The following is a 25,194-nucleotide window of genomic DNA, read 5'->3' as shown; positions in this document are numbered from 1 at the left end:
CAGGATGCCGGTGAGCAATGCACAATTGACCCAGATGTTCGAGCACGTACTGAAGCTGTCCCGAGTGGACGACACCCAGAGCGTTGCCGTCCTCAAGAGCCATTACTCCGATCCGCGCACGGTCAATGCCGCGATGGAAGCGGCGCAGCGACTAGGGGCGAAGGTCTACGCCGTGGAATTGCCGGCATTCAATCACCCCACCGCCATGGGCCGTGACATGACCGCCTACTGCGGCGATACGGCACTCACCGGCAACCTGGCGGCACAGCGCGCGCTGGAGGCCGCCGACCTGATCGTCGACACGATGATGCTTCTGCACTCCCCCGAGCAGGAGCAGATTCTCAAGACTGGCACCCGCATTCTGCTGGCAGTGGAACCCGCCGAAGTGCTGGCGCGCATGCTGCCCAACGAGGACGACAAGCGCCGGGTACTGGCTGCCGAAACCCTGCTCAAGCAGGCGCGCAGCATGCATGTGCGATCCAGGGCCGGCAGCGACTTCCATGCACCGCTCGGCCAGTACCCGGCAGTCACCGAGTACGGCTACGCCGACGAGCCAGGGCGTTGGGATCACTGGCCCAGCGGGTTCCTGTTCACCTGGCCGAACGAGGACAGCGCCGAGGGCACGCTGGTCCTGGATGTAGGCGACATCATCCTGCCGTTCAAGAACTATTGCCGTGAGCGCATCACGCTCGAGATTGAAAAGGGCTTCATCACCGGCATTCATGGCGGCTTCGAGGCCGAGTACCTGCGCGACTACCTCAAGTACTTCAACGACCCGGAGGTCTACGGCATCTCGCACATCGGCTGGGGCTTGCAGCCGCGCGCCCAGTGGACTGCCATGGGCCTGCACGACCGCAACGACGGGATGTGCATGGATGCCCGCGCGTTCTACGGCAACTTCCTGTTCTCCACGGGCCCGAACACCGAAGTGGGCGGCAAGCGCAAGACCCCTTGCCACCTGGACATCCCGCTGCGCAATTGCGATATCTACCTGGACGATCAGGCCGTGGTCATGGCCGGGGACGTGGTCGCGCCCCAGCAATCACTGGCGCGATAACAGTTATACTGGCCGGGCGCTCCGCTATTGGCGGCCGGCCAGCTCCTTTCCACCAGCCCAAGCCCTCCCATGCCGAACAAGACTTCCCCCAGCAGCCCCCTCCACGACACCGCCCCTTACGACGTTACCGAACAGGTGGGCCACTTACTGCGCAAGGCTTATCAGCGGCACACGGCGATCTTCCAGCAGCAGGCGTGCGACCCACAGTTGACCTCCATTCAATTCGTCACCCTGTGCGCCCTGCGCGACCATGGCCCCAGCTCTCAGGCCGAGTTGATCAAGGCCACGGCCGTGGACCAGGCGACCATTCGCGGCATCGTCGAGCGCCTGAAAGCCCGTGAACTGGTGCAGCTCTCGCCAGACCCGGGAGACCGGCGCAAGGTGATCGTCACGCTCACCGACAGCGGTGCGGCATTGCTCGATGCGATGATCCCTTGCGCCCGGCAGATCAGTGAACTGAGCATGGGCAGCCTCAATGCCGCTGAGCGCGTGGCCATCTTGTACCTGCTGCGCAAAATGATCGACAGCGACGACGGCACGGCCTGAGCCGCACCACGGCTGGACAGCCTCCTCTTCTTACGCCCTGCCTGAGCCACCGATTCGGTGAGCTCATTGCCCCTGCCCTGCTCATCCGTATCCCTGGCCTGCTTCTTGCTCATTCATTTCATGTAGTGAGTACTTACCGAAATGCACGCCACCTGTGGGTGCTTCGGTAGCGCAAGTCACCTCCAGAGATGAGCCCATCATGCAAACAACCCTCTGCGTGCAGGTCAACGGCCAGTCCTTCGACGTCGACGCCCCGCCTGAAACGCCCTTGCTGCTGATCCTGCGCAACGACCTGTGCCTGAACGGCCCCAAGTACGGCTGCGGCCTGGGTGAATGCGGCGCGTGTACGGTGATCATCGACGGCGTGGCCGCTCGCTCCTGCATCATCCCCCTGGCCGGGGCCGTCGGCCGCGAGATCACTACCCTCGAAGGGCTGGGCTGCAAGCGTGCGCCGCATCCTGTGCAACAGGCGTTCATCGACGAGCAGGCAGCCCAATGCGGCTACTGCATGAACGGCATGATCATGATCGCCACGGCCCTGCTCGATCGAATCCCACAGCCCAGCGATGAGCAGATTCGCAACGAACTGTCCGGCAACCTGTGCCGCTGCGGCACCCACGTCGAAATCCTGCGCGCCGTGCGCCGCGCCGCCGACACCCGGAGGAAAGCATGAACCACTCGCAACAGGTGCCCAGCCGTGACCAACTGCTGGCCAAGACCGGCGTGCTGCTGATCGTCGATCAGATCACCCCGCCTTCCGGCCCGGTGGCCAAGGGTGTAACGCCCGTGCCCCGGGAGCGCGAACTGGCGCTGTTCATCGCCGTCTGCGACGACGGCAGGGTCTATGCCTTCAACGGCCACGTCGACCTGGGTACCGGTATCCGCACCTCGCTGGCGCAGATCGTCGCCGAAGAGTTGAACCTGCGCATGGACCAGGTGCACATGGTGCTGGGCGATACCGAGCGGGCGCCCAATCAAGGCGCGACCATCGCCAGCGCAACCCTGCAGATTTCAGCCGTGCCCTTGCGCAAGGCTGCGGCGACTGCACGCCGTCATTTGCTGCAACGGGCGGCGCTGCGCCTTGGGTGCGAGCCCACGTCGCTGCGTATCGAAGAAGGCACGGTAATCACCAGCGACGGCACCACGCTGGGCTACGCCGAACTGGTAGCGGGTGAAAACCAACAGTTGCACATTGCCGAGGATGCGCCGCTCAAACCCATCGAAGACTACACGTTGGTCGGGCGCAGCACCGCCCGCGTGGATATTCCCGGCAAGGCCACCGGTGAACTGACCTACGTTCACGACATGCGCCTGCCCGACATGCTGCACGGGCGAGTGATCCGTCCGCCCTATGCTGGCCACGACAGCGGCGACTTCGTGGGCAACAGCCTGCTGGCCGTCGATGAATCATCCATTGCCCACGTACCGGGCGTCGTGGCGGTGGTCGTGATCCGCGATTTCGTCGGCGTGGTTGCCGAGCGCGAGGAGCAGGCCATCCGGGCTGCTCAGGACCTGAAAATCAGCTGGAAGCCCTTTACCGGCAAGCTGCCCGACCTGAGCGATGTAGCCCAGGCCATCCGCAACAACCCAAGGGTTCAACGCACGGTGCTGGACCAAGGCGATGTCGATGCCGGCCTTGCCAATGCCAGCCAGCGCCTGAGCCGTACCTATTTATGGCCGTATCAGCTGCATGCTTCGATTGGCCCATCGTGCGCGCTGGCCGACTACACGCCTGGGCAGATCCGCGTGTGGTCCGGCACCCAGAACCCACACCTGCTGCGCGCTGATCTGGCCTGGCTGCTGGCCTGCGGCGAGGAGCGCATCGAAATCATCCGCATGGAGGCTGCCGGTTGCTATGGCCGCAACTGCGCCGACGACGTCTGCGCCGACGCCGTGCTGCTGTCGCGCGCCGTGCAACGCCCTGTGCGGGTACAGCTGACCCGCGAGCAGGAACACGCCTGGGAACCTAAGGGCACAGCCCAACTGATGGAGATCGACGGCGGCCTGAACGCCGATGGCAGCGTGGCTGCCTATGACTTCCAGACCAGCTACCCGTCCAACGGCGCGCCTACCTTGGCCCTGCTGCTCACCGGGGCGGTGGAACCCGTACCGGCCCTGTTCGAAATGGGCGACCGCACGTCGATTCCACCGTATGACTACGAGCACATGCGCGTGACCATCAACGATATGACGCCGCTGGTGCGCGCTTCGTGGATGCGCGGCGTATCGGCCATGCCCAACAGCTTTGCCCACGAGTCCTATATCGATGAGCTGGCGTTCGCAGCGGGTGTCGATCCGGTGGAATACCGCCTCAAGCACTTGTCCGACCCACGTGCCATCGACCTGGTCAAGGCTACCGCCGCGCGCGCCGACTGGCAGCCGCATACCCAGCCCATGCAAAGCCAGGGCGAAGGTGACGTGCTGCGCGGGCGCGGCTTTGCCTACGCGCGCTACATCCACAGTAAATTCCCAGGCTTTGGCGCCGCGTGGGCGGCCTGGGTGGCTGACGTAGCCGTTGACCGGCGTACCGGTGAAGTCGCCGTCACCCGCGTGGTGATCGGGCATGACGCCGGGATGATGGTCAACCCCGAGGGCGTGCGCCACCAGATCCACGGCAATGTCATCCAGTCCACCAGCCGGGTGCTCAAGGAGCAAGTCAGTTTCGAAGAGTCGACCGTGGCCAGCAAGGAATGGGGTGGCTACCCGATCCTGACCTTCCCTGAGCTGCCTGCCATCGACGTGATGATGCTGCCGCGTCAGCACGAAGCACCGATGGGCAGCGGCGAATCGGCTTCGGTACCCAGTGCCGCTGCCATTGCCAACGCCATCTTCGACGCCACCGGGATCCGCTTTCGCGAGCTGCCGATCACCGCCGAACGGGTGCGCGCCGCCCTGGGTGGCGATGGCCAGGGGCCTGGGCCATCGACTCCGATGCAGCCTGCAAGTAAACGTTCAAAGTGGTGGTTCGGCGGCTTGGCCGGGGTGTTGGGCGCAGCCCTGGGCATGCTTGCCACCGCCCTGCCCTGGCGCAGTGAAATCGCACCGGTTACCCCGCCCGGCGCTGGCAGCTGGAGCGCCGCGATGCTCGAACGCGGGCGCCAGGTGGCAGCGGCCGGCGATTGCGCCGTGTGCCATACGGTCAGCGGTGGCAAGGTCAATGCCGGCGGCCTGGCCATGCAGACGCCCTTCGGCACGCTCCACACCACCAACATCACGCCCGATCCGGAAACCGGCATTGGCCGCTGGTCATTCGCCGCCTTCGAACGGGCCATGCGTGAAGGCATCAGCCGTGATGGCCGTCACCTGTATCCCGCGTTTCCCTACACCTCGTTCCGCGCCATCAACGATGCCGACATGCAAGCACTGTATGCTTACCTGATGTCGCAGCCTCCGGTACGCCAGCAGGCGCCCGCCAACCAGATGCGCTTCCCGTTCAACCAGCGACCGCTGATGGCTGGCTGGAACGCCCTGTTTCTGCAGCGCGGGGAATACCAGCCAGACCCGCAACGCAGCGCTCAGTGGAACCGCGGCGCCTACCTTGTCGATGGCCTCGGCCACTGCACGGCCTGCCATTCACCGCGTAACCTGATGGGCGCCGAGAAAGCTGGCAGCAGCTACCTGGCCGGAGGGATGGTCGATGGCTGGGAAGCACCGCCCCTCAATGCGCTGGGCAAATCAACCACCCCGTGGACTGAAGACGAGTTGTTCAACTACCTGAGTACTGGGTTTTCTGAAAAGCACGGGGTGGCGGCAGGCCCCATGGGCCCGGTGGTCAGCGAGCTGGCGACGCTGCCCAAAAGCGACGTGCGTGCCATCGCCCACTACCTCCGCTCACTCGATGGCGAGCCTCAGTCGCAGGCGGCCAAGGCCCCGCAGCCGGCTGAAACCCACGTGTCATTGAGCAATGGCGAGCGCGTGTTCAAAGGCGCCTGCATGGCCTGCCACAGCGATGGACAGGGGCCGAAACTGTTCGGCGTCAGCCCGTCGATGGCGGTGAACAGCAACGTTCACAGCGAGCTGCCAGACAATCTGCTACGGGTGATACTGCACGGCATCCCTACCCCAGCTACCCGCGACCTGGGCTACATGCCGGGCTTCAAGGACAGCTTGTCGGACCGCCAGATAGCCGATCTTGCGGCATACCTGCGCCAGCGTTTTGCAGGTGACAAGCCCGCCTGGCCAGGGCTCGCCGCCAAGGTCGCGCAGGTGCGCGCCAACCCAGGCAGCCATTGAAGTCACAGGCGCAGGCCGCGCAGGACAAGGTCGCTGATGAAGGCCAACCAGTCGGCCTTGGCCTTGGGGTCAGCCAGGTCCACGGCCAGGAACGAACTGAGCGTATGGCGGTTGGAGTTGTAGAAATAGCAGAGCGAAGCAATCATCAGGTAGGCGTGGGTAATGTCAATGTCGTCACGAAACAGGCCCTTCGCCTGGCCCGCGTCGATGATCGGCCGCAGCACGCCAACCGCCTCGCCCGACAAGGCCTTGAGGTTCTGCGACTTGCGCGCATGCTCGCCTTGGTGAAGGTTCTCAGTGGCCAGTAGGGTGACGAATTCGGGGTGTTGCACGTAGTAATCCCAAATGAATGCCACCAGCGTGCGCACCGCCTGTTCAGGGTCGTCCAGGTCCAGTTGCAGCCCGGCTTCGGCCTGGTTGAAGCTGGCATAGATGTGCTCCAGCACACTGATGAACAGCTTTTCCTTGTTGCCGAAGTAGTAATAGATCATTCGGTCGTTGGATTTGGCCAGGGTGGAAATCTGCTCGACGCGCCCACCGGCGTAGCCTTCCCGGCTGAAGACCTGTACAGCCGCCTTGAGGATGTTGTCTCGGGTGCGGTCGGCCTGTTGGGCACGGATACCGGTTTTGCGCGTTTGCATGGGGGTCTCTGTGAGGCTGGCGAGGGGAACCACACTGCCACATTAGGGGGGGTGTTGCGTAGTTTTTCGGCGAGGGGATCGGTGCGAGCGAGGGAGGGAGGTGCTACTCAAATGCTGCGATTGGCAAACGGCGAACACTAGCAAGGCTTGGTCACAAGCCGGAAACCGGCCTAACACAAAAAAGCCCTGATAAATCAGGGCTTTGATGAAGAATAGTGGCGGAAGCGTAGAGATTCGAACTCTAGGATAGTTGCCCATCGACGGTTTTCAAGACCGTTGCCTTAAACCACTCGGCCACGCTTCCAACTGCTTTGCGGCCGCCATAATACCGGAATGAAACACGCTGTCAAACTCTCTGTGTCGCGGCTTGCAGGAGCTCTGGTAGACTCCTACCATCTTCGACGTTTCATATCACAGGTTCACCAAGGAGTGTCGCCATGCGCGAACAGGATTATGCCGTACATCACGGCCAGCAGGTCGAGCAGCAGGAGATCAGCAAGGTCCTGCGCAACACGTACAGCCTGCTGGCACTTACCCTCGCATTCAGCGGCCTGATGGCCTTCATCTCACAACAGATGCGGTTCGCCTACCCGAACGTGTTCGTCGTGCTGATCGGCTTCTATGGCTTGTTCTTCCTCACCGCCAAGCTGCGCGACTCGGTGTGGGGCCTGGTTTCCACCTTCGCCCTCACCGGTTTCATGGGCTTCATTCTCGGCCCTATCCTCAATCGCTACCTGGGTATGAGCGGCGGCGCCGAAGTGGTCAGTTCGGCCTTTGCCATGACGGCGCTGGTGTTCGGTGGCCTGTCGGCCTACGTGCTGATCACCCGCAAGGACATGAGCTTCCTCAGCGGCTTCATCACCGCAGGCTTCTTCGTCCTGCTGGGTGCGGTCGTGGCCAGCTTCTTCTTCCAGATCAGCGGCCTGCAACTGGCCATCAGCGCCGGCTTCGTGCTGTTCTCGTCGGTATGCATCCTGTTCCAGACCAGTGCCATCATCCACGGTGGTGAACGCAACTACATCATGGCGACCATCAGCTTGTACGTTTCGATCTACAACCTGTTCATCAGCCTGCTGCAGCTGTTCGGCATCATGGGTCGTGACGACTGAACCAACGTGTGTCCAAAGAAGCCCGCTTACGCGGGCTTTTTTGTGCCTGCGTTTTTTACCGAACTTGCACGGTTTGAAAGCGGTACTGCGCCCATACTTATTGACCTAAAAGTCAGGTAACAAAGGCGCTGATCGTCGAACAGGCGGCTAACCGGTATTCCCCTACCGTATTCCCTATTCTGCCCGTAGAATGCGCTCCTTTTTATAGACGGGCAGCGCTGCGCAATGAGCTCACAGGAACACAGCCCAGGTGCAACAGCGCCTGACAACGAACTGGTACTGGGTCTGGAAGACAAGCCACGGCTGCTCATCGGCTTGCTGGCAGCGCTGCAACATCTGCTGGCGATCATTGTGCCGATCGTCACCCCTGGCCTGCTGATCTGCCAGGCGCTGGGCGTCTCGGCCCGGGATACCAACCTGATCGTGTCCATGTCTCTGGTCATCTCCGGCATCGCCACCTTCATCCAGTGCAAACGCTTCGGCCCTTTCGGTGCCGGCTTGCTGATCGTGCAAGGCACCAGCTTCAACTTCGTCGGCCCGCTGATTGCTGGCGGGGCCTTGATGGTCAAGCAAGGCACGCCTGTGGAAGGCGTCATGGCCGCCATTTTCGGCGTGGTCATTGCAGGCTCTTTCGTCGAGATGGGCGTGTCTCGCATCCTGCCCTTCGTCAAACGGCTGATCACTCCGCTGGTGACCGGCATCGTGGTGCTGATGATTGGCCTGACCCTGATCAAGGTCGGCCTGATCAGCATGGGCGGTGGTTTTGGCGCCATGGCCAACGGGACCTTTGCCAACGGCGAAAACCTGCTGCTGTCAGGCGTGGTCCTGGCGATCATCGTCATCCTCAACCGCATACCGGTGGTCTGGCTGCGCAGTTGCGCCATCGTCATCGCGCTGGCAGCGGGCTATGCCCTGGCCGGCTATCTGGGCCGCCTGGACTTCACCGGCATGCACGAGGCCGCGCTGTTCCAAGTGCCGACACCCTTGCACTTTGGCCTCGGTTTTTCCTGGGCACTGTTCATCCCGATGCTGGTGATCTACCTGGTGACCTCTCTGGAGGCCATCGGTGATGTAACCGCCACCAGCAAGGTCTCGCGCCAGCCCGTGGAAGGCCCGGTGTGGATGCAGCGCATCAAGGGTGGCGTGCTGGTCAACGGCGCCAACTCACTGCTGGCTGGCGTGTTCAATACGTTCCCAAGCTCAATCTTCGCCCAGAATAACGGCGTCATTCAGCTGACCGGTATCGCCAGCCGTCACATCGGCGTATGGATTGCGGGGATGCTGATACTGCTGGGCTTGTTCCCCAGTGTTGCCGGGATGATCCAGGCGGTTCCAGAGCCTGTGCTGGGCGGCGCGGCCATGGTCATGTTCGGCGCAGTGGCAGCCTCGGGTATCAATATCCTGGCTAGCACCCGGCTCGATCGCCGCGCCTTGTTGATCATCGCCGTATCGCTGGCCTTGGGCCTGGGCGTAGCGCAGGTACCCGAATTCCTTGCCCATATGCCAGCGGCGATTCGCAACGTGATGGAGTCAGGAGTTGCTACCGGAGGCATCTGTGCCTTGGTACTCAACTGGTTCCTGCCCGAGGGCAAGGAAAAGCCCTGACTACCACAGGCCTGCAGCAGCCAGGCCTTTTTGTTTATCATGGCGCGATTCCATAGCACGAGTTCGCCATGAAATTTGCTATCGCGGTGTTTTCCCCCGCACAGGCACCCGCTTCCCGCCGGGCGCTGCGCTTCGCCGAGGCAGCGCTGGCTGCGGGGCACGGCATCACCCGCTTGTTCTTCTACCAGGACGGGGTGCACAGTGCATCGTCCAACGTGGTAGCCCCTCAGGACGAACAGGACATTGCGCAGCAATGGCGCACGTTCGTTCAGGCCAATCAGCTCGATGCAGTGGTGTGCATCGCCGCCGCCCTGCGTCGTGGCGTACTGGACGAACGCGAAGCCAGCCGCTATCAACGCCCTGCCGTGAATCTGCAGCAACCCTGGGAACTGTCCGGGCTTGGTCAGTTGCATGAAGCGGCGCAAACGGCCGACCGGCTGATCTGCTTTGGAGGCGATTGAATGGCCAAGTCCATGTTGATCATCAGTCGCCAGGCGCCCTGGAGCGGGCTGTCTGCCCGCGAAGCGCTGGATATCGTCCTGGCCGGCGGCGCCTTCGATCTGCCGCTGGGCGTGCTGTTCCTGGACGATGGCGTGTTCCAGCTGGCCTGCGACCAGCACCCCGCCGCCCTCGAGCAAAAAAACCTGGCTGCCAACCTGCAGGCACTGCCCATGTTCGGCGTAGACGCGTTGTACGTCTGTGGCCATAGCCTGGCTCGGCGCGGCATGACGCACGCAAGCCTTGGCCTGCCGGTAGAGGTACTTGACGATGCGCAGCTTGCGGCTTTGATCGCACAGTTCGACGAAGTGGTGACGCTCTGATGACAACCTTGCATGTAATAGCCCACTCCCCGTTTGGTGACGAACGCCTTCACAGCTGCCTGCGCTTGCTCGGCAGCGAAGACGCCGTGCTGCTGTGTGGCGATGCGGTCTACGCCCTGCTCCCAGGCAGCGAGCCGTTGCGTTTGCTGGAGCAGGCCCAGTTAATCGGACGCCTCTATGCACTGGAAGAAGACATTCAGGCCAGGGCCATTGCGCCCTCGCTGGCAACGACGGTCGACTACCCAGGCTTCGTTGCGCTGTCCCTGCACCATGACAAGGTCAACAGCTGGTTATGAACACACTCGATATCGAAGGCAAGGCCATTGCCCTGGACAAGGACGGCTTTCTGGTCAACCTTGAGGATTGGTCACCGGCCACCGCGCAAGGCTTGGCCACCCGCGAAGGCATTGACCTGACGCCTGACCACTGGGAAATCCTGTCATTGCTGCGCGCGTTCTACCTGGAGTATCAGCTCTCGCCCGCCACGCGTCCGCTGATCAAATACGCAGCGCTCAACCTGGGCCCGGAAAAGGGCAATAGCGCCCATCTCAATCGCCTGTTCAATGGCACTCCCGCCAAACTTGCCGCCAAACTGGCGGGCCTGCCCAAGCCGACCAATTGCATATGACCAGCCTACGCCCGCTTACCCTGGAAACCCCCGCTGAACACCCCTTCGCCGAGTACGTGCGCATCCTCGGCAAAGGCAAGCGTGGCGCGCGCGGCCTGACACGCGAAGAAGCCCGCGCCGCCATGGCCTTAGTGCTTGAGGGTAAAGTCGAAGACGCGCAGCTGGGCGCCTTTCTCATGCTGCTACGGCACAAGGAAGAAAGCGCAGAAGAGCTCGCCGGCTTCACCGAAGCGCTGCGCGCGCACTTGCAAGCGCCTGCCATGGCCGTGGACATCGACTGGCCGAGCTATGCCGGCAAGAAGCGCCATCTGCCCTGGTACCTGTTGGCCGCCAAGTGCCTGGCCGGCAATGGGGTGCGTATCCTGATGCACGGTGGCGGTGCGCACACCGCAGGCCGCCTGTACAGCGAGCAACTGCTCGCGCTGCTGCACATACCTCTGTGCCGCGGTTGGCAGGCCGTCAGTGAGGCCCTGGACCAGCACCACCTGGCCTTTTTCCCACTGCAGGACTGGGCGCCTGAACTTCAGCGCATGATCGACCTGCGGAACATTCTGGGCCTGCGCTCGCCGATCCACTCCCTCGCACGGGTGCTGAACCCGCTCGGCGCACGCTGTGGCCTGCAGAGCATCTTCCACCCGGGTTACCAGGCCGTACACCGCGAGGCCAGTCGCTTGTTGGGCGATCATGCGATCGTGATCAAGGGTGATGGTGGCGAAATCGAGGTGAACCCGGATGTGCTCAGCCATCTCTACGGCACCACTGACGGCAAAGCCTGGGACGAAGAATGGCCTGCCCTGAGCGAGCGGCGCCACGTCAAGCCGGCAACGCTTGAGCCTGAGCACATGCTGGCCTTCTGGCGAGGTGAGGTTGAAGACAGCTATGCCCAAAAAGCAGTGCTGGCCACCATGGCACTGGCGCTTCGTGGGTTGGGGCAAGACCGCGAGCAGGCGTTTGCCCGCGCGCAAGCGTGGTGGGCTGATCGCAATCGATCGATTTAACCGATCATACCGCCCCACTCTTTGCGCTATTGCTTCGAACGTCTTTCTCTAGACTGGGCTCCAAAGACAAATCGCTTTTGTTAAGGAGCTCATCATGGGCCTGTTGGTCGACGGTCGCTGGCATGACCAGTGGTACGAAAATGGCAAGGATGGCGCGTTCAAGCGTGAGGACTCACAGCGGCGCAACCCATTGCCTGCCGCTGAGCCGGGGCGTTACCACCTGTATGTTTCGCTGGCCTGCCCCTGGGCTCATCGCACGCTGATCATGCGCGCGCTCAAAGGCCTCGAGCCGCTGATCGACGTGTCGGTGGTCAGCTGGTTGATGCAAGGTGACGGCTGGACCTTCGACCGCCAGAACGGCTCTTCGGGCGATCACCTCGACGGGCTCCAGTACCTGCACCAGCGCTACACCCAGGACGACCCTCATTACACCGGGCGCGTGACCGTACCGGTGCTGTGGGACAAACAAGAGAACCACATCGTCAACAACGAGTCGGCGCAGATCGTGCGGATCTTCAACCATGACTTCAATTCGCTGACCGGCAACCTGCTCGACTTCTACCCGCAACCGTTGCGAGCGGACATCGACGCCTTGAACGAACGCATCTACCCGGCCATCAACAACGGCGTTTACCGCGCAGGCTTTGCGACGACACAGCAGGCCTACGAAGCGGCCTTCGACGAGGTGTTCAGCGAATGGGATCACCTCGAAGATGTGCTTAGCCGACACCGCTACCTGGCAGGCGAGTACCTCACCGAGGCCGACGTACGCCTGTTCACCACGGCGGTGCGCTTCGATGCCGTTTACCACGGCCATTTCAAGTGCAACCTGCGCCGTCTGAGCGACTACCCCAACCTGACCCACTGGCTGCGCGAGTTGTATCAATGGCCAGGGGTAGCCGACACGGTGAACATGCAGCACATCCAGAACCACTACTACCTCAGCCATACCACCATCAACCCCAATGGCATCGTGCCAAAGGGGCCGCTGCTGGACTTCAGGCTGCCCCATGATCGCGCACGCTTGCCCGGCAAGGGTATATGGGGTGGGAGCTGAACTAGCCTGTGCCCTGCCCAGACCGAATCAGTCGCGCATGAACCCGCCATCGACGTCCATGATCTCGCCGGTCACGAACCCGGCCTCCCGCGAGGCCAGGAAGCATACGGCGGCGGCGATGTCGCGGGGCGTGCCGGCGCGGCCAAGCGGCATCTGTGCGAGCACTTCGGCCCTGGCCTGAGGCGCCAGCGCGCTGGTCATCTCGGTGTCGGTCAGTGCCGGCGACACGGCGTTGACGGTGATGGCATAGGGGCCGGCTTCTCGCGCCAGTCCTTTGGTCAAGGCGATCACCGCGCCTTTGGCCGCCGCGTAGCAGCTATTACCCAGCAAGCCACCCCCACGCTTGCCTGCCACCGATGCGATATTGATGATGCGCCCGCTTTGGCGCGCCATCATGCCCGGCAGCACGGCCTTGGCGCAGAAAAACACGCTGTTCAGGTCAATGGCCATCACCCGGTTCCATTCCGCGGTGGTGACCTCCAGCAAAGGGCCAGTCGAGACGATGCCTGCGTTGTTGACCAGGATGTCGACCCCTCCCAACAAGGCTTCCACCTGGTTCACCATGGCCTGAACCTGAACCTCATCGGCAACATCCGCTCCCACGCCAACCGCCTCGATCCCGGCTTCTCGCAACCGAGCCGCAGCCGCCTCGGCCGCCTCGGCATCCAAATCGCACACCCCTACTCGGGCACCGGCCTGGCCCAGTGCCGTGGCGATCGCATGACCAATGCCACGGGCGGCGCCCGTTACCAGGGCCGTGCGGCCGGTCAGGGTGAAATTGAGTGCAGCATGCACAACGGGAGTGCTCATGGTCGTCATCCATCGAAAATGGCCGCAGCCAGGCGCGCCTGCTCATTGGCAGCAGGCGGTCGTCTAAGGTACTGGAGGGTCAGGGCATCACGCGGTGCCGCAGGCGCCGAGCGCCAACTGCTCCTTGAGCGGGGGAATGTCCAGCCGGCGCATCACCCGGTACAACGAGGGCCGGCAGATCCCCAGAGCGCGGGCCGCCGCCGACATGTTCCAGCGGCAGCTCTGCAAGGCCTGTAACACCTCACTGCGCTCATCGCCTGAAGGCGCCGCCCGGCGGATGGGCGTGATGTTGGCAGGCAACGCAGCCGGGGTCTGGCACTGCTCGATGAAGTCCAGCGGCAGATCGCTGCGCAGCATTCGCGGGCCTTCCATCACGGCGCAGGCGTAACGCACGACCGCCCGCATCTGGCGCAGATTCCCCGGCCAGGAGTGGGCCATCAGCAAGCTCCACACCGGCGCCAGTACCTGGCGTGGATCACAGCCTGGCAATTCATGGGCCACCATGTTGCACAACAGCTCGCCACGGTCCTGGCGCTCGCGCAGCGGCGGTAACTGCACCACGCCCGTGGCGATGCGATAGAACAGGTCCTCGCGGAAACTGCCCTCGGCAACCCGTGCCGAGAGGTCCTGGTGCGTCGCGCAAACCAGCGCAAAGTTGACTGGGATGCTGCGCTCGGCACCCAGGGGCGTTACCTCACGTTCGGCAATCACCCGTAGCAGGCGCGTCTGTTGTTCCAGGGGCATGTCGCCGATTTCATCGAGAAACAGCACGCCGCCATCGGCTTGCTGAACCTTGCCTTTCTTGCCGCCCGGTAAAGCACCCGAGAACGCCCCGCGGCTATAGCCGAACAGCTCGCTTTCGATGAGGGTTTCGGGAATGGACGCGCAATTGAGCGCCACCAGTTGTGCACCGCGGCGTTGACTGTGCGCGTGCAGGGCGCGGGCGAGAATTTCCTTGCCGGTACCAGTCTCTCCGCGGATCAGTACGGCAATGCCACGCTCCATCAGCCGCAAGGCCCGGTTAAAGGCTTGACGCACCACAGGGTCACTGTCTTGAGCGATGTTGCACGCCTCTACGACGGGTTGGGGCGCACGAACGGCAGGGTTACAAGCGGTCATTAGCGTCACCTTTTTCTTGTTCTATAGCTTTTGACTATGTCGACTGGCGGGCTTGTGACGCCGCCTCGGCCGAATGACGTTGCACGGTTCACATTAGGGAGGCGCAGTTATATTTTCCAATACATAATCATGCATCGACTGATACCTTCGAGAGCATCATGATTGAGCTCAGGCATCTGCAGTACTTCCGCACGCTGGCCGAAACCCTTCACTTCGGCCGAGCGGCCGAGCGCCTGCATATTTCACAGCCACCGCTGTCGCGGCAAATTGCGCTTCTGGAGGAAGAGCTTGGGGTCAAGCTGTTCGACCGCTCCCGGCGCAGGGTCGAGCTGACGGAGGCCGGCCAGCGCTTCTACCTCGATACCGGCACGGTGTTCGCAGCCTTCGAGCAAGCCAAGCGCAATGCACTGGCCGCCGCGCGCGGTGCGGCAGGGGCACTTTCCGTGGGGTTCATGATGTCCACCGCTTACAGCATCACACCGGCGATCACCCGCCGTTATGCCGCGCTGTTCCCCCAGGTGAACTTGAAGTTGACCGAGACGCTGCCATTGGACCTGGCCCAGGACATTACCAGTGGCAACAAGGATGTAGCGATCATGTACCGGCCTCAGGACTGCACAGGCCTGGAAACCGTCACGCTGTACCGCGAGGAAATGACCCTGGTACTGCCGCCCGGCCACCGCCTGGCCGAGCAAACCGTCGTGGAGCCACGTGAGCTTGCCGGTGAAACCTTCATCATCGTGCCACGGCGTATTGCCCCTGCCCTGCATGACATGATCTGCAACTACTGCCTACAGCATGGAGTCACCCCCAACATCGGCCTTGAGATCAACATGCAGCAGACCATCGTCAACCTGGTGGGCGAAGGCCTGGGGGTGGCGATGGTCCCCCGGTCGATGCGCAACATGCGCCTGGCCAGTACCAGCTTCAGGCCCCTGCGCGAAGCACCGGTGATCGAAGTGGTGGCCGTGTGGAAGGCCGACAATCACAACCCCTGCATCGCCACCTTCGTCGAAACGGCCTTGCAAGCCGGGGAACAGGCGACCCGAGAGGATGAGGCGCAACGCGGTTCAGAGCAGTGAGTATCTGGTCTGGAGGCCGGCGACCGGCCATGTGGGGCTGAAATCCTGGGGCCGCTGTGCGGCCCATCGCGGCGCGAGGCCGCTCCCACAGGTATTTGAGCTGCGCCCCAAATGTTGGACATCCGTCCACATTTGGGGCGCAGCTCAGACTTTGCTCTCTGTGGGAGCGGCCTCGCGCCGCGATGGGCTGCACAGCAGCCCTAGAATTTCGGCATTCACACCGGTCCAAACCCGTTTACCGCTACGACCCCGCCACCTCTCCCACGCTGCCCCCGCTTAAATCTCCAGAATCCCGGACGCCATGAACCCCCCATCCACCGGGATCACATGCCCACTGATGTAAGACGCATCATCGGACGCAAGAAACGCCACCGCCCCCGCCATCTCCGCCGGTGTGCCGTAACGGCGCAAAGGCACCGCACGGGCATAGGATTCGCGTGTCGCCGCAGAATGCAGTGCCTGTGTCAAAGGCGTGTCCACTGGGCCCGGGGCAATGCCGTTGACCGTGATGCCATGTTCGGCCAGCTCGATCGCCATCTGCCGAGTCAGGCCGATCACCGCTGCCTTCGACGTGCCATACGCAGTGCGCCCCATGCTCGCCCGCATGCCGCTGATGGAGGCAACGTTGATGATGCGCCCCCACCCGTGCTCGCGCATCACGTGCGCAGCCTGCTGGCTGCACAGCAGTGTGCCGGTCAGGTTGACGTTCATCAGCCGCTGCCAGCCTTCCAGGTCCGTGTCCAGAAACGACTGGGTGCGGGCGATACCGGCATTGTTGACCAGTACATCACAGCGTCCACAGCGTGCACGCAGCTCATCGAACAACGCCGTGATCGACGCTGCGTCACCAATGTCGATCGCCAGTGCCAAGGCATCGATGCCCTGCTCACGCAACCCCTCCACCCTGAGTTCGGCAGCCTGCAGGTCGATGTCGGCCACCACTACCGTGTGGCCATCATGCCCCAGGCGTTCGGCGATGGCCGCGCCGATCCCCATGGCCGCACCGGTGACCAGCGCCACGCGGCCCACGGCAGTTGCAGGCAAAGTCTTTTTTGCAAGTTGGCTCATGTCAGCGCTCTCTTAAAGGAAACCGATAGAAATCCATGGGAAACAGGCAACGATCACCAACGCCACCAGCAATGCCCCGAGGTACCCCCAGACGCGGCGAATGACATGATCGGACGACGTCTTGCTGATGGCGCAGGCAGCGTAGAAACCCACACCCAAGGGCGGTGCGAACAACCCGATGCCCATGGCCAGGATCACGACCATGGCGTAGTGCACCGGGTGAATGCCGAGCATTTCGGCCAGGGGGAACATCAGCGGGCCGAACAGCACGATGGCCGGGATACCCTCCAACACACTGCCCAGAATCAGGAAGGTGAGGATGGTGACCACCATGAAGCCCATCACCCCGCCTGGTATTTCCTCGATCAGTTCCACCAGCGACTGCGAGAAGCCCGACTGCGTCAGCGCCCAGGCCATCGCCGAGGCCATGCCGATGATCAGCAGGATCGCCCCGGACAAGGCCGCCGCTTCCAGCAACATCGGGTACAAGCGGCGCCATTCGATATGGCGCATGAACAGGTGCATCACCAGCCCCACCAGTACCACGTAGGCCACACCAATGGTCGAGACCTCGGTAGCGGTGGCCGCCCCTTCCAGCACCGCCACCCGGATCAGCAACGGCAGCGCCAGGGCCGGCAGGGCAATCAGGAACGTCTTGGCCACGCGGGACAAAGGTGCCCGCGCAATCGCCGGCGCCTCGTCCTTGCGCGAGCGCCACCAGCACACCACCGCAATGGCCAGGGTGGCCACCACCGCAGGCATCAACCCGCCGATGAACAGCGCCGTGATCGACACGCTGCACACCGCACCGATGGTGATCAGCACCAGGCTCGGCGGTATGGTCTCGGTCATCGCCCCCGTGGCCGACAACAGCGCTGCCAGCTCTTCAGGCTTTGAGCCGCGCCGCTTCATTTCAGGAAACAACGCCGGGGCCACTGCGGCCATGTCGGCAACCTTCGACCCTGAAATACCCGACACCAGGAACATCGCCCCCAACAGCACGTACTGCAGACCGCCACGCACGTGCCCCAGCAGCGAAGCCATGAAATCGATCAGCGTGCGGGCCATGCCCGACAATTGCAGCACCACACCCAGCAACACGAACAGCGGCACGGCCAGCAGGACCATGTGGGACATGCCCTCGTCCATGCGGCCGACCACGATCGACAGGGGCGCGTGGGTCGCCAGGGCCAGGTAGGCCATGGTCGCCGTGCCGAACGCAAAGGCGATAGGGATGCCGCCAAACACGCAGGCGCCCAGCAGCACCAGGAAGAACACCACCAGGTTGTAATTGCCCATCGCTGCCAGTATGGGCTGCGCCAGCCACAAGGCCGCGGCCACCGTGGCCACCACCGCCAGCCCGGCCATGAACTGGCGCACGGTCGAATAACGGGCCATACGCGCGACGGCCGCCAGCAGCATCAGCACAGCCCCTACCGGCAGCGCTGCAGCACGCACGCCGTCTGGAATCCCCAGCGCCGGTGTGGTGATCCACATCTGTTCATGGGAATGCTGCATGGCCGGCGAGATGATCATCGCCACGAACAGGCAGACGATCAGCGCCGACAAGGTTTCGCTGAATCCGCGCCAAGCCTGCGGCAGCTTGTTGACCAGCGCCGACATGCGCATGTGCTCGCCACGGTCCAACGCCAGCACCGCGCCGAACATGGCCAGCCAGATGAACAGTGACGAGGCCAGTTCGTCGGACCAGACCAACGGGCTATGCAGCACGTAGCGGGCAATCACGCCGGCCAGCAGCACGAAGGTCTCGATCACCATCAGGGCAACCGCGATCACGCCCACTAGGCGCATGGCCCACTGGTTGAGGCAGATGAGCACCCGGGCCGGCAGGCGCTGCGAAACGGTGGAGGCCGGTAGCGCTGGCGCGCGCATCACGCCAGCTTCCCGGCGTATTGCTCAAGGATGCCCCAGGCCTGGTCGCCGAACTTGTCGTGCCACTGGGCGTAGTAATTAGCACTGCGCAGCTTGTCGCGAAACGGATCGGCAGGCGCCTCGACCAGTTCCAGGCCTTGCCCTTTCAAGGTATCGCGGGTACTGCCCTCGAGCTTGGCCAGGTCCTGGCGTTGACCCATCACCGCCGCGTCGATGTGCTTGCGCAGGATCGCCTGCATATCCGCCGGCAGGCGCCCGATCGAGGCACTGTTGCCGAGCATCCAGAAGCCATCCCACACGTGATTGGTCAGCGAGCAATACTTCTGCACTTCATACAGCTTGGCCGTCGACACCAGGGTCATGGGGTTCTCCTGCCCTTCGACGATGCGGGTCTGCAAGGCCGAATACACCTCGGCGAAGTTGATGCTGGTCGGCGCAGCATCCAGGGCGCGGAAGATCGACATGATGATCGGGCTAGGCGGAACACGCAGCTTCATGCCGCGCAGGTCGTCCGGGCTTGCGACCGGCCGGGTGCTGGTGGTGGTGACGCGAAAGCCGTTGTCCCACATGTGGTCGAATGCGAACAGGGTGCCGGTCTTGGCGATCTCCGCACGCACATGCTCGCCCAAGGCACCGTCCATGGCGCTCCACACTTGCTGGTAGTCCTTGAACGCAAAGCCCACAGCGCTGATCTGCACCGATGGAACCAGGGTGCCCAGGATCACGGGCGAGAGGGAAAACAGATCGACCGCACCGGAGCGCACCTGAGCAAGGGTATCGGTGTCGCTGCCCAGCTGGCTGCTTGGAAACACCTGCACCACCAACGCGCCGTTGGTCTCCTCCTTGATGGCCTTGGCCATGGCCCGAGCACGCACGTTCATGGGGTGGCTGATGGGCAGGTTGTTGGCAAACTTGAGTTTGAAGTCGGCAGCCCGGGCGCCAGTGCTGTAGAGGCCCAGGCCGGCAGCGGCGACGGCGGCCGATGCCAGGGAGGCCGTCTTGATGAAGGAACGGCGGGTGAAATCGCTCATGAAGCTCTCCTGACCTATTTGTTCTTATTGATCGAGTGGGATACGGCGATGGTGCAGATGACATTGCAATTGAGGTGCCACACTCAAGCGGGTGCACGGGATAGCGTAGTGGGCATCCACAAAGCGCGCTTAACTGACTGATTTTGAAGTGCTAAATAAAATCTCCTGGGGCATGGTGCTGCGCCAATGGGCATTTCGGGCCTGCTTGAGGGTGTAACAGGTGTCTCCCTTGAGTGTCGCCTGCCACGTCACTGCGACACCTGTAGCACGTGTTCGCTACCCGCAGCCACCGTCGAACGTGCCACGAATGCGCATGGCAGAGCGCTTGCCGCAGGCCTGGCACCGTTCTTGCCATCGACCTCGCCAACCCCGAGCGAGGATTACTCTCATGCATTCACCCCTCATCAACGGCTGGTACCACGCCCCCTTCGGCAAGTTTCCCGACATCGACCCCGAGCGCATGATGGCTGACGCGGCCCTGGGCGCCCTCGACCACGCAGGGCTCGATGCGCAGCAGATCGATTCGGTACACGTAGGCCACTTCAATGCAGGGTTTCTCTACCAGGACTTTCCATCCGCGCTGCTCGCCAATCACTTGCCAGCGCTGCGTTTCACCCCGGCCGTGCGCGTGGAGAACGCCTGTTCCACCGGTTCGGCAGCCATTCACTCGGCCTTGCACGCCGTACTGAGCGGACAATCGCGCCATGCCCTGGTGGTGGGTTTTGAAAAAATGAACAGCCTGCCTACCGCCGAGGTGGGCAAGATCCTGCTCAAATGTTGCTACACCCCCGAAGAAGCCAACATCGAGAACGGCTTTGCCGGGGTGTTCGGCAACATCGCCAGCGCCTACTTCGAACGCTACGGTGATCAGTCCGATGCACTGGCCATGATCGCCGCCAAGAACCACGCCAACGGCGCACTCAACCCGTATGCGCACATGCGCCGCGACGTGGGCTACGACTTCTGCCGCACACCTTCGGACAAGAACCCCTTCGTGGCGGGCCCCCTCAAGCGCAGTGACTGCTCGCTGATCAGCGACGGCGCGGCCGCCCTGGTGATCAGCAGGGGCGATCAACCGACCGGGGGCGGTCAAGCCGTTCGTTTTCGCGCGGCCGTCCAGGTCAACGACTACCTGCCATTGTCACGGCGCGACCCCACGGTCTTCGAAGGCGCTGCACGGGCCTGGCAGCAGGCGCTGAGCCAGGCGCGCCTCACACTGGACGACCTGTCCCTGGTGGAGACCCATGACTGCTTCACCATTGCCGAGCTGCTCGAATACGAGGCCATGGGCCTGGCCGAGCGCGGTCAAGGCGCACGGGTGATCGCCGAGGGCGTGAGCCGCAAGGACGGCAGGCTCCCGATAAACCCCTCCGGCGGCCTCAAGTCCAAGGGCCACCCCATTGGTGCGACCGGCGTTTCGATGCACGTGATGGCGGCCATGCAGCTCACCGGTCAGGCCGGCGACATGCAACTGCCGCGCGCAGACCGGGCTGGCGTGTTCAACATGGGCGGGGCGGCCGTGACCAACTACGTGAGCATTCTGGAGAGCGTACGATGAACGGAATCGACAATGTCATGAACCTGGGGGAGCTGCTGGGCCAGGTGGCTCGGCGTTTGCCTGACCTGCCGGGCTTCATTCGCGGCGAGCAACAGGTGTCCTGGCGTCAACTGCTGCACCGTGTAGACAGCGTCGCTGCCGCGCTGCGTGCACGCGGCCTGGGCAAGGGCGACCGCTTGCTGGTGCACTCGCGCAACAACCTGCCGCTGTTCGAAAGTGCCTGGGTGGCCTTTCGCCTGGGGATGGTCTGGGTGCCCACCAATGTGCGCATCACCCCCCCTGAAGCTGCCTACCTGGGCAGTTCCAGCGGCGCAGTGGCGATGCTCTACGACGAGGGCTTTGAGCATTACGTGGACGCTGTGCGCCAGGCATCACCGGCACTGCGGACCGTGATTGCCATGGCTGCGCCCCGCGCGGGTGAACTGGCCTACGATGCCCTGCTCGATGAAGGCGCCCCGCTTCAGCCTGGTTTTCGCCCGGCTGAGGTGAACTACAACGATCCGCTGTGGTTCTTCTACACCTCCGGCACCACCGGGCACCCCAAGGCAGGGGTACTGACCCACGGGCAAATGGCGTTCGTGGTCAACAACCACCTGGCCGACCTGATGCCCTGCCTGAGCCAGCAGTCACGCTCGCTGGTGCTGGCCCCCTTGTCCCACGGGGCCGGTATCCATGCACTGGTCAACGTAGCCCGGGGTGCTGCCTGCGTACTCCCTGTCGGGGACCGGCTGGACTGTGACGAGGCCTGGCGCCTGGTGCAGCAGCACCGTATCGACAACCTGTTCACGGTGCCGACCATCGTCAAGATGCTTACCGAAGACCCGGCCGTCAGCCGTTACGATCACAGCAGCCTGCGCTACGTGATCTACGCAGGTGCCCCCATGTACCGCGCCGACCAGTGCCATGCGCTACGCACATTGGGCAAGGTGCTGGTGCAGTATTACGGCCTAGGCGAAGTCACCGGCAACATCACGGTGCTGCCCGCCGACTGCCATGATGCCGACGATGGCCCTCAGGCCAAGGTCGGTTCCTGCGGCTACCCACGTACCGGCATGCAGGTGGCCATACTCGATGAGCAAGGCCGCGAGCTGCCCACCGGTACGGACGGCGAAATCTGCGTGCGCGGCCCGGCCGTGTTCGCCGGCTACTACAACAACCCCCAGGCCAATGCCGAATGCTTCCGCCATGGCTGGTTCCATACCGGCGATCTGGGGCATGTGGACGAGCACGGTTACCTGTTCATCACCGGGCGCGCCTCGGACATGTACATCTCCGGCGGCTCGAACGTGTACCCGCGCGAAGTGGAGGAAGCGTTGCTGACCCACCCTGCTGTCACCGAAGTGGCCGTGCTCGGCATGCCGGACGACAAATGGGGCGAATGTGGTTGCGCGGTGATCGTCACCACTGCCCAGGTCAGCGATGACCAACTGCTCGCGCACCTGGAGCCCCGCCTGGCACGCTACAAATGGCCCAAGCAGTTTATACGCTGGCATGAGATGCCAAAGTCCGGCTACGGCAAGATCGTCAAGAAACACATCCGCACGTTGCTCGAGACCAGCACGGAGCAACCGGCATGACGCCCCATTTCGAACTGCGCGGCGGGGTGCGCCACTTCAACCATGCAGGCCCGGCCCGCCTACCCAGGCTGCTCGACTGTGAAGTCGCGTGCAGCCAGGAGTTGCGCGTCGAGCTTGCCCCCGGCAGCCAGGTGGGCGAAAGCCTGCTGTCAGTGCTCGAGCGCTGTCGCTACCAGAGTGCAGTCGGCCGCGTGTTGTGGGGCAGCGCGTGCGCCTTGGCCTACCACCGCATGGTGACCACAAGCGACAGCCAACGCCCTTACGACTACGGCAAGCCCGTGGTGCTTACAGGCCCTGTCACCTTCATCAGTGGTGCATTGACTGTCGGCAGGGATGCCAGCGGCGCCCCGCTGCTGCATTGCCATGCCGGCATGCTCGACAGCCTTGGGCAACAGCACGGCGGGCATCTGGTATTGCAGCGAGTCGTGGTCGGTAGCGAACCCCTGGTACTGCGGCTATGCCTGTTCGAGCATGTCGCCTACCAGGTACAGCCAGACACCGAGACCCAATTCAACCTGCTGCACCCTGTGCTCAAGGAGGCCTCATGACACCTGCCCTGCCCTCTACTACCACGCAGGTCCAGCAAGGCCGTCTCGGGCGGCTGGTAGTCGCCCGCCTAAAGCCCAACGAGGATGTGATCGACAGCGCCGAAGCCCTCTGCGCCAGCCACGGCATCGCCTGCGCCGTGGTCCGTGGCGGGCTGGGCAGCCTGATCGACGGCGAACTGCGTTACCACGGCGAGCGCGGCCATCAAGCCATTCATGTACCCGGGCCTGGTATCGAGATCCTCAGCTTGAGCGGTGAGGTCATCGCCGGCCGAAGCCACCTTCAGGCAGTGCTCGCCGATGCCGACGGCAAGCTCTTCGCCGGCTGCCTGCAACGGGGTCGGAACCTGTCCTTCATTACCGTGGAGCTCACCCTGCAGGAGTGGCTGCCGGACTGACTGCCCACACTGCAGCACCCTTTGCGCCCGCTCTCTGGGCGCCTATCACCCTCAGGAAGAAAACAATGACAAGAAAGCCCTACGTGCCCCTGTACCTACTCACCTTGACCACCCTGGCCGTTCCGGCTGCCAAGGCGGCCTTCATCGAGGACGGCAAAGCCAACCTGCACCTGCGCAACTACTATTTCAATAACGATTACCGCGACCGCCCCGGCCCTGCCGGCCAAAGCAAGACGGCCGAATGGGCGCAGGGTTTCATGTTCGACTACAAGTCCGGTTTCACCGACGGCACCGTGGGGTTCGGCGTTGACGCCCTCGGCTTGCTGGGCCTACGCCTGGATGGCGGTGCAGGCAATCACCGAGGCAGTTCGATGATTCCGGATGCCAGCGATGGCAGCGCGGTGGACGAATGGAGTCGCCTGGGCTTGACCGGCAAGGTCCGTTTTTCCCAGACCGAGGCACGCTACGGCACGCTGCAACCGAAACTGCCGATTCTGGTGGCCAACGATGGGCGCTTGCTACCGCAGACCTTCGAAGGCGGGATCGTCACCTCGAAAGAAATCGATGGCCTGACCCTGACCGGAGGCCGCCTGGAGCATACCACCGGCCGGGGCTCGACCAACCGCTCAGGCCTGGCCGTGGCGGGGGGTACACGCGAGAGTAATGCGTTTGTGTTTGCCGGGGCCGATTACCAGCTCACCCCCGCCTTGAAGCTGCAATATTACGGCGCCCAGCTGGAGGATTACTATGTCCAGCATTTTGCGGGGCTCGTGCACACCTGGGCCCTGAGCGACAACCAGTCGCTGACCACCGACCTGCGCTACTTCAAGACCGACGCGGATGGACGCAACGACTCAGCCAGCGGGCGCGCGGCAGGGTATCGCGTCACCGGCCTGGGCGATACCGCAGGCAAAATCGACAATGATACCTGGAGTGCCATGTTCACCTACGCCATAGGTGGCCACTCGGTCTTGCTTGGCCATCAGCGTGTCTCGGACAGTGGCAACTTCGTGCAGATCAACCAGGGCAATACAGGCGAAGGCGCAGCTGGCTCGAGCCTGTATCTGTTCACCGACCGGCTGGTGACCAGTTTTACCCGTGCAGGTGAACGCACCACCTTCGGCCAATACAGCTACAACTTTGCGGCATTGGGCATGCCCGGCCTGATTGCCTCGCTCACCTACCTCAAGGGCACGCACATCCGCACCGCTGCCGGCGGTGACGAAAAGGAATGGGAGCGTGACATTGCCCTGGACTATGTGGTGCAGGACGGTGCGCTCAAGGGGCTGGGCTTGAGCTGGCGCAACGGCATGCTGCGCAGTGGGTTGCCCAGCGAGTGGGCACAGGATCAGAACCGGGTGACCGTCAGCTACACCGTGCCGTTGTTCTAGGGCACGGATGTCCGTGTTCAAGCAGCC

24 protein-coding genes and 1 tRNA gene are annotated in these 25,194 nt (G+C 63.1%); 18 read left to right on the top strand and 7 right to left on the bottom strand.

Annotated elements, in window-relative coordinates:
- Positions 1 to 4: 4 nt before the first annotated feature.
- The 4 genes from ACF8E5_RS03660 (at position 5) to ACF8E5_RS03645 (ending at position 5,836) form a co-directional block, all read left to right on the top strand.
- Entirely contained in the window at positions 5 to 1,057 is a 1,053-nt protein-coding gene (locus ACF8E5_RS03660) for a 2,5-dihydroxypyridine 5,6-dioxygenase (RefSeq protein ID WP_058603434.1), read from the top strand.
- 69 nt (positions 1,058 to 1,126) lie between these two features.
- Positions 1,127 to 1,603: a MarR family winged helix-turn-helix transcriptional regulator gene (locus ACF8E5_RS03655; protein ID WP_196185309.1), complete on the top strand. Its 477-nt coding sequence runs from the start codon at positions 1,127 to 1,129 to the stop codon at positions 1,601 to 1,603.
- 199 nt (positions 1,604 to 1,802) lie between these two features.
- Positions 1,803 to 2,276: a (2Fe-2S)-binding protein gene (locus ACF8E5_RS03650; protein ID WP_392474921.1), complete on the top strand. Its 474-nt coding sequence runs from the start codon at positions 1,803 to 1,805 to the stop codon at positions 2,274 to 2,276.
- Entirely contained in the window at positions 2,273 to 5,836 is a 3,564-nt protein-coding gene (locus tag ACF8E5_RS03645) for a molybdopterin cofactor-binding domain-containing protein (RefSeq protein ID WP_392474920.1), read from the top strand. The genes ACF8E5_RS03650 and ACF8E5_RS03645 overlap by 4 nt, the downstream gene beginning before the upstream one ends.
- A gap of 2 nt (positions 5,837 to 5,838) precedes the next feature.
- Here the strand turns inward: ACF8E5_RS03645 and ACF8E5_RS03640 are convergent, their stop codons facing one another.
- Positions 5,839 to 6,477, bottom strand: coding sequence for a TetR family transcriptional regulator (locus ACF8E5_RS03640; protein WP_058637905.1), 639 nt, complete (start codon positions 6,475 to 6,477; stop codon positions 5,839 to 5,841).
- Between the two features lie 216 nt (positions 6,478 to 6,693).
- Positions 6,694 to 6,781: transfer RNA gene (locus ACF8E5_RS03635), tRNA-Ser, on the bottom strand.
- A 133-nt stretch (positions 6,782 to 6,914) separates the two neighbouring features.
- Between ACF8E5_RS03635 and ACF8E5_RS03630 the strand changes: the two genes are divergently transcribed.
- The 8 genes from ACF8E5_RS03630 to ACF8E5_RS03595 all read left to right on the top strand — a co-directional run bounded on the left by ACF8E5_RS03630 (position 6,915) and on the right by ACF8E5_RS03595 (position 12,695).
- Positions 6,915 to 7,586, top strand: coding sequence for a Bax inhibitor-1/YccA family protein (locus ACF8E5_RS03630; RefSeq protein WP_023534840.1), 672 nt, complete (start codon positions 6,915 to 6,917; stop codon positions 7,584 to 7,586).
- A gap of 225 nt (positions 7,587 to 7,811) precedes the next feature.
- Positions 7,812 to 9,191 (top strand): nucleobase:cation symporter-2 family protein, encoded by a 1,380-nt coding sequence (locus ACF8E5_RS03625; RefSeq protein ID WP_392474919.1) that lies wholly within the window; start codon positions 7,812 to 7,814, stop codon positions 9,189 to 9,191.
- Positions 9,192 to 9,259: 68 nt separating this feature from the next.
- Positions 9,260 to 9,652 carry a sulfurtransferase complex subunit TusD gene (gene tusD / locus ACF8E5_RS03620; RefSeq protein ID WP_058637907.1) on the top strand — a complete coding sequence of 131 codons (393 nt, stop codon included), beginning with the start codon at positions 9,260 to 9,262 and terminating at the stop codon, positions 9,650 to 9,652.
- On the top strand, positions 9,653 to 10,012 hold the full coding sequence (gene tusC / locus ACF8E5_RS03615; protein WP_100851859.1) for a sulfurtransferase complex subunit TusC: 360 nt from the start codon (positions 9,653 to 9,655) through the stop codon (positions 10,010 to 10,012).
- Entirely contained in the window at positions 10,012 to 10,308 is a 297-nt protein-coding gene (gene tusB / locus ACF8E5_RS03610; RefSeq protein ID WP_058603446.1) for a sulfurtransferase complex subunit TusB, read from the top strand. The genes tusC and tusB overlap by 1 nt, the downstream gene beginning before the upstream one ends.
- Positions 10,305 to 10,640 carry a TusE/DsrC/DsvC family sulfur relay protein gene (locus ACF8E5_RS03605; protein WP_058637910.1) on the top strand — a complete coding sequence of 112 codons (336 nt, stop codon included), beginning with the start codon at positions 10,305 to 10,307 and terminating at the stop codon, positions 10,638 to 10,640. The genes tusB and ACF8E5_RS03605 overlap by 4 nt, the downstream gene beginning before the upstream one ends.
- Positions 10,637 to 11,638 (top strand): glycosyl transferase family protein, encoded by a 1,002-nt coding sequence (locus ACF8E5_RS03600; RefSeq protein WP_392474917.1) that lies wholly within the window; start codon positions 10,637 to 10,639, stop codon positions 11,636 to 11,638. Before ACF8E5_RS03605 ends, ACF8E5_RS03600 begins: the two co-directional genes overlap by 4 nt.
- A 94-nt stretch (positions 11,639 to 11,732) precedes the next feature.
- Positions 11,733 to 12,695, top strand: coding sequence for a glutathione S-transferase family protein (locus ACF8E5_RS03595; protein WP_058637912.1), 963 nt, complete (start codon positions 11,733 to 11,735; stop codon positions 12,693 to 12,695).
- 27 nt (positions 12,696 to 12,722) lie between these two features.
- Here ACF8E5_RS03595 and ACF8E5_RS03590 read toward each other — a convergent pair whose 3' ends face one another.
- Complete coding sequence (locus ACF8E5_RS03590; RefSeq protein WP_058603450.1) at positions 12,723 to 13,505, bottom strand: SDR family NAD(P)-dependent oxidoreductase; 783 nt, start codon at positions 13,503 to 13,505, stop codon at positions 12,723 to 12,725.
- 87 nt (positions 13,506 to 13,592) lie between these two features.
- Positions 13,593 to 14,624 (bottom strand): sigma-54-dependent Fis family transcriptional regulator, encoded by a 1,032-nt coding sequence (locus ACF8E5_RS03585; protein WP_100851862.1) that lies wholly within the window; start codon positions 14,622 to 14,624, stop codon positions 13,593 to 13,595.
- A gap of 158 nt (positions 14,625 to 14,782) precedes the next feature.
- Here ACF8E5_RS03585 and ACF8E5_RS03580 point away from each other — a divergent pair, with 158 nt between their 5' ends.
- A complete protein-coding gene (locus tag ACF8E5_RS03580) occupies positions 14,783 to 15,706 on the top strand; it encodes a LysR family transcriptional regulator (protein ID WP_058637914.1) in 924 nt (307 codons plus the stop codon).
- 276 nt (positions 15,707 to 15,982) lie between these two features.
- Here ACF8E5_RS03580 and ACF8E5_RS03575 read toward each other — a convergent pair whose 3' ends face one another.
- Genes ACF8E5_RS03575 through ACF8E5_RS03565 form a run of 3 tightly spaced genes read right to left on the bottom strand, consistent with a single transcriptional unit; the run spans position 15,983 to position 19,698 of the window.
- Positions 15,983 to 16,774, bottom strand: coding sequence for an SDR family NAD(P)-dependent oxidoreductase (locus ACF8E5_RS03575; protein ID WP_058603452.1), 792 nt, complete (start codon positions 16,772 to 16,774; stop codon positions 15,983 to 15,985).
- A 12-nt stretch (positions 16,775 to 16,786) separates the two neighbouring features.
- A complete protein-coding gene (locus ACF8E5_RS03570; protein ID WP_058603453.1) occupies positions 16,787 to 18,667 on the bottom strand; it encodes a TRAP transporter large permease subunit in 1,881 nt (626 codons plus the stop codon).
- Positions 18,667 to 19,698: a TRAP transporter substrate-binding protein gene (locus ACF8E5_RS03565; protein WP_196125899.1), complete on the bottom strand. Its 1,032-nt coding sequence runs from the start codon at positions 19,696 to 19,698 to the stop codon at positions 18,667 to 18,669. Before ACF8E5_RS03565 ends, ACF8E5_RS03570 begins: the two co-directional genes overlap by 1 nt.
- 388 nt (positions 19,699 to 20,086) lie before the next feature.
- Between ACF8E5_RS03565 and ACF8E5_RS03560 the strand changes: the two genes are divergently transcribed.
- The 5 genes from ACF8E5_RS03560 (at position 20,087) to ACF8E5_RS03540 (ending at position 25,167) form a co-directional block, all read left to right on the top strand.
- Positions 20,087 to 21,256, top strand: coding sequence for an acetyl-CoA acetyltransferase (locus tag ACF8E5_RS03560; protein ID WP_058637917.1), 1,170 nt, complete (start codon positions 20,087 to 20,089; stop codon positions 21,254 to 21,256).
- A complete protein-coding gene (locus ACF8E5_RS03555; protein WP_230384526.1) occupies positions 21,253 to 22,833 on the top strand; it encodes an acyl-CoA synthetase in 1,581 nt (526 codons plus the stop codon). Before ACF8E5_RS03560 ends, ACF8E5_RS03555 begins: the two co-directional genes overlap by 4 nt.
- Positions 22,830 to 23,381: a hypothetical protein gene (locus tag ACF8E5_RS03550; RefSeq protein ID WP_058603456.1), complete on the top strand. Its 552-nt coding sequence runs from the start codon at positions 22,830 to 22,832 to the stop codon at positions 23,379 to 23,381. The genes ACF8E5_RS03555 and ACF8E5_RS03550 overlap by 4 nt, the downstream gene beginning before the upstream one ends.
- Positions 23,378 to 23,776 (top strand): PPC domain-containing DNA-binding protein, encoded by a 399-nt coding sequence (locus tag ACF8E5_RS03545; protein ID WP_078478347.1) that lies wholly within the window; start codon positions 23,378 to 23,380, stop codon positions 23,774 to 23,776. The genes ACF8E5_RS03550 and ACF8E5_RS03545 overlap by 4 nt, the downstream gene beginning before the upstream one ends.
- Positions 23,777 to 23,841: 65 nt before the next feature.
- Positions 23,842 to 25,167, top strand: a complete 1,326-nt coding sequence (locus tag ACF8E5_RS03540) for an OprD family porin (protein WP_058603458.1) — start codon at positions 23,842 to 23,844, stop codon at positions 25,165 to 25,167.
- The last annotated feature ends 27 nt before the right edge of the window (positions 25,168 to 25,194 follow it).

It is taken from the genome of Pseudomonas sp. WSY_20, assembly GCF_043104335.1.
Classification (GTDB): domain Bacteria; phylum Pseudomonadota; class Gammaproteobacteria; order Pseudomonadales; family Pseudomonadaceae; genus Aquipseudomonas; species Aquipseudomonas parafulva_B.
Note: the sequence above shows the minus strand (reverse complement) of the source record. Positions and strands in the feature narration are given on the sequence as shown.